The sequence below is a fragment of the Paenibacillus sp. AR247 genome, from assembly GCF_002968895.1.
In the GTDB taxonomy this organism is placed as follows: domain Bacteria; phylum Bacillota; class Bacilli; order Paenibacillales; family Paenibacillaceae; genus Paenibacillus_AQ; species Paenibacillus_AQ favisporus.
The window spans coordinates 269,733-276,862 of record NZ_PCZT01000024.1; the positions used below are offsets into that span (position 1 = coordinate 269,733).

The window sequence follows — 7,130 nt, forward strand, 5'->3', positions numbered from 1 at the left end:
CCTTCAGGGAGCGCTCGCCTTCCTGCGGGAGCTGCGGGAGAACGGAATCCTCATTGCCCTGGGATCAGCCAGCAAAAATGCGATGACCATCCTGAACAACACCGGCCTTGTTCCGTATTTCGACGCGATTATCGACGGGACCAAAACGGCCAGCGCCAAACCCGATCCGGAGGTTTTCCTGCTGGGTGCCCGGGAGCTTGGCGCACAGCCGCAGGAATGCGTCGTATTCGAGGATGCCGAGGCCGGCATCGAAGCCGCCAAGCGGGCCGGGATGCGCAGTATCGGCATCGGCTCGCCGGAAGTACTGGGCGCGGCGGATGCCGTGGTGCCTTCGCTGCAGGACATGACGACAGTCCGCCTGCTTGAGCTCGTTTCTCACCGCTAGGTTCCCCGAACCAGGCGGTGTTCGTGAAGCAAGGGGGCCTGCAAAGACCAAAATCCGGCCCCCCCTGTATTGCGCAGCACAATGTTTATACGTCGCATAACAAGGGATTAATAATATTTTTTTCGAAGGAGCCAATTCATTATGAAGCAATATCTAACGTTGGACCCATGGAATATTATCGAGGAGCAGTACGATCCCCAGCAGCAGGAAATATCCGAGAGCGTCTTCAGCATCGGCAACGGATATATGGGCCAGCGCGCCAACTTTGAGGAGGCTTACAGCGGTCCGTCTCTGCAGGGAAGCTACATGGCCGGTGTCTACTATCCCGACAAAACACGGGTGGGCTGGTGGAAAAATGGATACCCCGAGTATTTTGCCAAGGTGCTGAACAGCACCAACTGGATCGGCATCGGCATCTCGGTTGATGGCACCGAGCTTGATCTCGCAGCCTGTCAGGTCAAGGCTTTCAGACGCGTGCTGAACATGAAGGAAGGTACGCTGTCGCGCAGCTTTACCGCCGCCCTGCCGGACGGGAAGGAGATTCGCGTCGAGGCGGTCCGTTTCGTCAGCCTGGCCCGGCATGAGATCGGAGCGATCCGCTATGTGGTGACGCCGCTGAACTTTAGCGGAACGCTGACCGTCACGCCCTACTTGGACGGTGATGTGCAGAACAAAGATTCGAACTATGACGAGAAGTTCTGGGTCGAAGTGCACAAGGAAGTGACCGCGGACAACGCCGCATTAACGGTCCGGACCAAAAAACTCGATTTTCACGTCACCTCGGTCATGACGTTTGAGATCCATCAGAACGGCGCCAAGCTGGCGCTGGAACCTGAGCAGATCGAGCAGGAGAAGTACGCCGGCTACCGCGTACAGGTGGAAGCCAAGCAGGATGAGGAGACCGTCATCTACAAATACGTAGCGAACGTGACCTCGCGCGACTATGGGTACGCCCAGCTGCTGGACGCCGGACGATCGGCGCTTCAGGAAGCTGCTGCTGCCGGGTTCGAGCAGCTCTATGAGGAGCAGGTGCAGGCTTGGGCAGCCAAATGGCGCGAGAGCGACATCGTGATCGAAGGGGACGTGGCGGCGCAGCAGGCGATCCGGTTTAACATTTTTCAGCTGAACCAGACATACACCGGCGAAGACGACCGGTTGAACATCGGGCCCAAAGGCTTTACCGGGGAAAAATACGGCGGCAGCACGTACTGGGACACCGAAGCCTACTGCCTGCCTTTCTATCTGAGCACGGCGGATGCCACAATCGCCCGCAACCTGCTGATATACCGCTATAAGCACCTCGAGAAGGCGCGCGAGAACGCCCGTAAACTCGGCTTTGCCAAAGGCGCACTCTACCCGATGGTGACGATGAACGGCGAAGAGTGCCATAACGAGTGGGAGATTACGTTTGAGGAAATCCACCGTAACGGAGCGATCGCCTACGCGATTTACAACTACGTCAACTACACCGGCGATGACAGCTACCTCGCCCAATACGGCGTGGAGGTGCTCGTTGAAATTTCCCGCTTCTGGGGAAGAACGGGTAAACTACGTCCCGGCAAAGGACCAGTACATGATCCTGGGCGTGACTGGGCCGAACGAATACGAAAACAACGTCAGCAACAACTGGTATACCAACCGGATCGCCTGCTGGACGATGGAGTATACGCTGCAGGTGCTGTCCGACCTTCAGGCAAGCGACCCGGCACACTACGAGGAGCTGGTGGCCAAGCTGGCGCTGGCGCCCGAAGAAACGGCCAAATGGGGCGACATCCTTGCGAAAATGTATTACCCGGTTGATGCGGAGCGCGGCATTTTCCTTCAGCAGGACGGCTTCCTCGACAAGGATCTGACGCCGGTCAAGGACCTGGCCCCGTCGAACCTGCCGTTGAACCAGAACTGGTCCTGGGACCGGATCCTCCGCTCGGCGTACATCAAGCAGGCCGACGTGCTGCAGGGGCTGTTTTTCCTGGGGGATCGATATGATCTCGATACGAAAAAGCGGAACTTCGACTTTTACGAACCGCTGACCGTGCACGAGTCTTCCCTCTCCCCTTGCGTTCACTCGATCATCGCCTGTGAGCTGGGCTACCGGGAGAAGGCGTACGAAATGTACCTGCGCACATCGCGCCTGGATCTGGACAATTACAACAACGACACCGAGGACGGCTGCCACATCACCAGCATGGCCGGTACCTGGATGTCCGTCGTGCACGGATTCGGCGGGCTGCGCGTCAAGGATGGAGTGCTGCACCTGAATCCGTTCAATCCGGGACATTGGAGCGCCTTCTCCTTCAAAGTGATGTTCCGCGGCGCGCGTCTCCAAGTAACGGTCGGCGAACAGGATGTGACCGTGACCAATGAGACCGAAACTCCGGTCAGCATCAGCGTTTACGGGCGCGGCTATCAGCTCGGCGGGCTGGGTCATGTCCAGGTAGGCATCGGCAATCCGAGCAGCAGCGCGATTGTAGGCTGAAATTGGGCAGCGCAGCGTAGGTGACATTAAGCAGTACAGCGTAACTGACATTGAACAGTGCAGATGTAATCTAAATTGAGAATACTGTCTTGGACTAACATCAACTCCACCGCCGAAAAGCGGCCTGGCTCTATGAAGCCGGGCTGCTTTTTCCTATGTAAAGAGCGGGCGTTTGCCCTTGACAAGAGCAAACCCGAAGATTAAGATGACAGTAAGTACTGACAGTCAGATCATGGAAAGTGGGCAGAGTCACATGAACGAAAACAACCAGTTATGCACCCAAGATAAGCTGATGCAGGCGGCAATCGATCTCATCTCCGCCAAAGGCTATGACGGGGTGTCCACACGTGAAATCGCCGCTGAAGCCGGGCTGAGCGAGAAGACGCTCTTCCGTCATTTCGGCAGCAAGCAGAACCTGCTGGAGAAGGCGTATGACCGCTATTTGTACGCAGCCGAGATGCAGAAGCTATTTAAGGAAAAGCTCACGGGAAATCTGCACGAGGACCTGCTTATGATCAGCCGGACCTATCATAAAGTTATGGACCGCAACCGAAAGCTGGTTATTATCAGCATTCAGGTCGGCGATCATTTGCCCGGCTTCCGGGATTATTCCGAAAGCCATCCCCGGCAGTTTCGGGAGGTTCTGACGAATTACTTCAAGTACATGTCCGATCAAGGGAAGCTGGTCACGAAGGACCCATCGCTGACGGCTGTTGCTTTTATGTGGATGAACCTCGGGTCCTTCCTCAATACGACCCATGCGGTCCAAACGTTTACCGATATCGAGATGGACGCCTTTATTGAGGAAAGCGTCCGGCTGTTCACTAGGGCGTTAACGCCTTAGCTTTGATCGCAAGAGTGCATCTATTTATCCCGGCGTGGCGTTGAACCCGCTGCTCGACCGCCAATAAGTGCATCTATTTCTTCAAATCGGACGTATACCTTGGAAATTAGTGTCCTTTTGCAGTCAAAAAAGGCTTTGAGCTTAAAAAAGCGCATATTGCAGCGCTTTTCTGCACTATATGTCAGTAAGTGCTGACAGACATTTTTGTCCGCCGCCGAATGGCTCCTCAGCTAATCACTTATCCGAAAGAAGGGAATAACGATGAAATCTACGGCCGAGTCCGTCAATCAAGGCAACAAACTGATCCAGATTCTCATGTTCACGCTGGTTATTTCGGTCATGAACGTTTCCATGTTCAATATCGCGCTGCCCGGCATCCGGGCGGAATTTCACCTGAGCGCCGCCCAGGTCAGCTGGGTGTCCTCCGCCTACATGCTCGTCTATGCGGTCGGATCGGTGACCTATGGAAAGTTGGCGGACAAATACGCCCTGAAAAAACTGATCACCATCGGGCTGATCGTGTTCGTGCTCGGCTCCGTCTTCGGGCTCGCCGCCGGCGCCTACTGGATGATCGTCATCGGCCGGGTATTTCAGGCGGCCGGATCGTCGGTGATCCCGGCGGCCGCCATGATCATCCCCGTCCGCTATTTCCCGCCGGAGACCCGGGGCCGCGCCCTCGGCAAGTCGGCGATCGGCCTTGCCGTCGGCAATACGCTCGCCCCCGTGGTCTCCGGGCTCATTATGGGCTACGCCGGGTGGCGCTGGCTCTTCTGCTTCTCGGTCCTCGTCCTGCTCACCCTGCCCTTTTATCGGAAATACCTTGACGATGCCAAGGAAAGCAGTGGACGGATGGACGTTCTGGGCGGCGGACTGCTCGCCGCCGCGACCGGTCTGATCCTGTTCGCCTTGACCGGTGGAGGCTGGGTTGCGGCAGCCGCAGGAGCGCTGCTGCTTATTCTGTTCGTCATCCGTATCCGCAAAGCAGCCGATCCGTTCGTGCAGCCCTGGCTGTTCCGGAATCTAAACTATACTTTTGGCATCGGCATTGCCTTTGTCATTTCCTGTATCGCTTTCTCGATCCCGTTCCTGATCCCGCAGCTGCTGACCCAGTCGAATCATCTGGACGCCAGCATTATCGGATTGATTATGATTCCGGGTGCCGCGGCTTCCGCGCTGCTCGGCTTCGCGGGAGGAAAGTTCGCCGACCTGAAGGGCAACCTCTTCGTCGTCTGCATCGCAGCCCTTCTTCAAATGATCGGCTTCTTTCTCCTCTCCGCTTTTGCCGGCATCAATGCCTGGATCATCGCCATCGTGCTGATCTTCAGCAATGTCGGCCAGACCTTCATGCAGGTCGCGCTCTCGAACACCGTCTCCCGCACGCTGGCAAAGGAAGAGACCGGCGTCGGGATGGGACTGCTCAGCATGCTGAACTTCATCGGCGCAGCGGTTGCCACGTCCGTGTACAGCAGCATTCTCGACACCGGCTCATCTGCCCATTGGAACCCGCTGAACACGTATCCGGGCAGCTATCTGTACAGCAGCATTTTCCTGGTGCTTGCCGTCATGATGGTCATCGTCGCCATCGTCTACCTGCTCCGCTTTGGACGCAGCGCGGCACCGCAGCAGAACACCCGCGCCGGTGTCGGCTCATAATCCGCCCCGCTGCTGTCCTCGCTCCTCCGCAGCCCCTGTCCTCGTGTCCCAAGCCAGGGGTGTGGCGGTCAACAGCTAAGGTTTTTGAGCCAGCTGATTCTTCACGTTTTTACCGCAGACCGCCTAGCATCAAAACAACAGCGGAGACTTGGAATCCTCTCTAAAAGCCGTATGCCGATCACTTTCACGATCAGCGTACGGCTTGTTTCACTTGTTTCGCCAGGTTTTCCAGGTTCGCTAGGTTCCCTTGTTCCAGTTCCCTTACAGACGGTTTTCTTTCAGCCATCCAATCATCTTCCCGCACCATTCGATATTGGCTTGCTCAAAGGCCATCCCCATCTCGATCACGGCCACCGATGAGAAAATCGGGTGGTCGCTCGTCAGCAGGCCACTCTGTTCCCGCAGGGACTCCACTTTATTTCGGTACATATCCAGCTGCTCCTCATGCTCCCGCTTCTTCAGCGTAAGCACCGGGATCAGCTCTTCCGGCTTCACCAGCCAGGAGCTGTACTGCTTCAGCAGAAATTCGTTCCAGTCCCCCGGCTCCCCCGGTTCCAGCACCCAGTTCTTCAACCGTTCCAGGCCGGCATCCGTAATCTCATAAATTTTCTTCGCCGGGCGGTACGTTTCGCGCTCCAGCGCCTGCAGCCGGATGACCCCCTCAGCTTCTAGCTTAGCCAGTGCCGGGTACAGCTGATTGTTGTTGATTTTAAAGAAAAAATCGGTACGTCCCTTGATTTGCTGCTTGATGTCATAGCCGCTTAGCGGCTCGCGGGCCAGCAAACTTAACAGTACGGCATGTATAGAATTCATGATCGGCCTCCAAATTAATAAGTTATTTTTAACATAAGTTATACTTGACATATTACTTCATCTTGTTATAGGTTAATATTAACCTATTAACGGATTGGAGACAATCCAAAACAAAGGAGCTAATGTGTATGAAACTAGTATTCCATGACCAGACGTTTTCGTTTGAACTGCTGCGGACAATGAGCTATGCGCCTTACGGGGGAGCCGATATCGGGGAGTGCCTCGCCACGGCTTACCGGATCGAGGAAGGAAATTTGGAGAGCTGGTACGCCGAATGGCACCGGACCGCCTCCCGCATGCACAGTCTGGCCGATGAAAGCCTGGGGCGGGGCAACCGGATCAGCGCCCGGGAATTCTATATGCGAGCCTCAAACTACTACCGGACAGCGGAGTTTTTCCTGCACGGCTCCCCGGCGGATCCGCGGATTCTGGACACCTGGGGCAAAAGCCGTTCTACCTTTCTCAAGGCAATGGAACTGTCCGAGGTGAAGATGGAGAGCGTGAGCATTCCTTATGAAGGCACCCATTTACCGGGCTACTTCTACCGGGTTGATGATAAACCCCGACCGACGCTGATCGTCCATGGGGGCTATGACTCGACCGGTGAGGAGCTGTATTGGGAGGTGGCAGCTTCAGCACTGGAACGCGGTTACCACTGCCTCACCTTCGAAGGGCCGGGGCAAGGCGCGGTGATCCGGGAGCAGCAGCTTCCGTTCCGCCCGGATTGGGAGAACGTGGTCACGCCGGTGGTCGATTACCTGCTGACCCGCCCCGAGGCAGATCCGGAGCGTCTCGCCCTGGTCGGCATCAGTTTTGGCGGATATTTGGCCCCCCGCGCGGCCGCTCATGAGCACCGGCTGGCCGCACTCGTGGCCAACGACGGCATGTTCAGCTTCCGTTTTGGCGAAATGGGCCGCCGTTTCCATCAAGGGAGCGACGAAGAATGGAACGATCCGTCC

General features: G+C 56.4%; 5 protein-coding genes and 1 pseudogene. 5 read left to right on the forward strand and 1 reads right to left on the reverse strand.

The annotated features are described in order from the left end of the window. The 4 genes and pseudogenes from CPT76_RS32160 to CPT76_RS32175 all read left to right on the forward strand — a co-directional run. On the forward strand, positions 1 to 385 hold a 385-nt coding region (locus CPT76_RS32160), incomplete at its 5' end, for an HAD-IA family hydrolase (RefSeq protein ID WP_146116503.1). 141 nt (positions 386 to 526) lie between these two features. Further along, positions 527 to 2,861, forward strand: a pseudogene (locus tag CPT76_RS32165) (glycoside hydrolase family 65 protein). Positions 2,862 to 3,114: 253 nt separating this feature from the next. Next, positions 3,115 to 3,705: a TetR/AcrR family transcriptional regulator gene (locus CPT76_RS32170; RefSeq protein ID WP_105445777.1), complete on the forward strand. Its 591-nt coding sequence runs from the start codon at positions 3,115 to 3,117 to the stop codon at positions 3,703 to 3,705. 261 nt (positions 3,706 to 3,966) lie between these two features. Then, complete coding sequence (locus CPT76_RS32175) at positions 3,967 to 5,358, forward strand: MFS transporter (RefSeq protein ID WP_105445778.1); 1,392 nt, start codon at positions 3,967 to 3,969, stop codon at positions 5,356 to 5,358. A 261-nt stretch (positions 5,359 to 5,619) separates the two neighbouring features. Here the strand turns inward: CPT76_RS32175 and CPT76_RS32180 are convergent, their stop codons facing one another. After that, the gene (locus CPT76_RS32180) at positions 5,620 to 6,171 is read right to left on the reverse strand and encodes a PadR family transcriptional regulator (RefSeq protein ID WP_105445779.1); all 552 of its coding nucleotides are present in this window, start codon (positions 6,169 to 6,171) and stop codon (positions 5,620 to 5,622) included. Positions 6,172 to 6,299: 128 nt separating this feature from the next. Between CPT76_RS32180 and CPT76_RS32185 the strand changes: the two genes are divergently transcribed. Beyond that, on the forward strand, positions 6,300 to 7,130 hold an 831-nt coding region (locus tag CPT76_RS32185), incomplete at its 3' end, for an alpha/beta hydrolase family protein (protein WP_105445780.1).

Coding starts and splice junctions, on each gene's coding strand:
- CPT76_RS32170 (WP_105445777.1), top strand. CDS start 3,115: ATGAACGAAAACAACCAGTTATGCACCCAAGATAAGCTGATGCAGGCG.
- CPT76_RS32175 (WP_105445778.1), top strand. CDS start 3,967: ATGAAATCTACGGCCGAGTCCGTCAATCAAGGCAACAAACTGATCCAG.
- CPT76_RS32180 (WP_105445779.1), bottom strand. CDS start 6,171: ATGAATTCTATACATGCCGTACTGTTAAGTTTGCTGGCCCGCGAGCCG.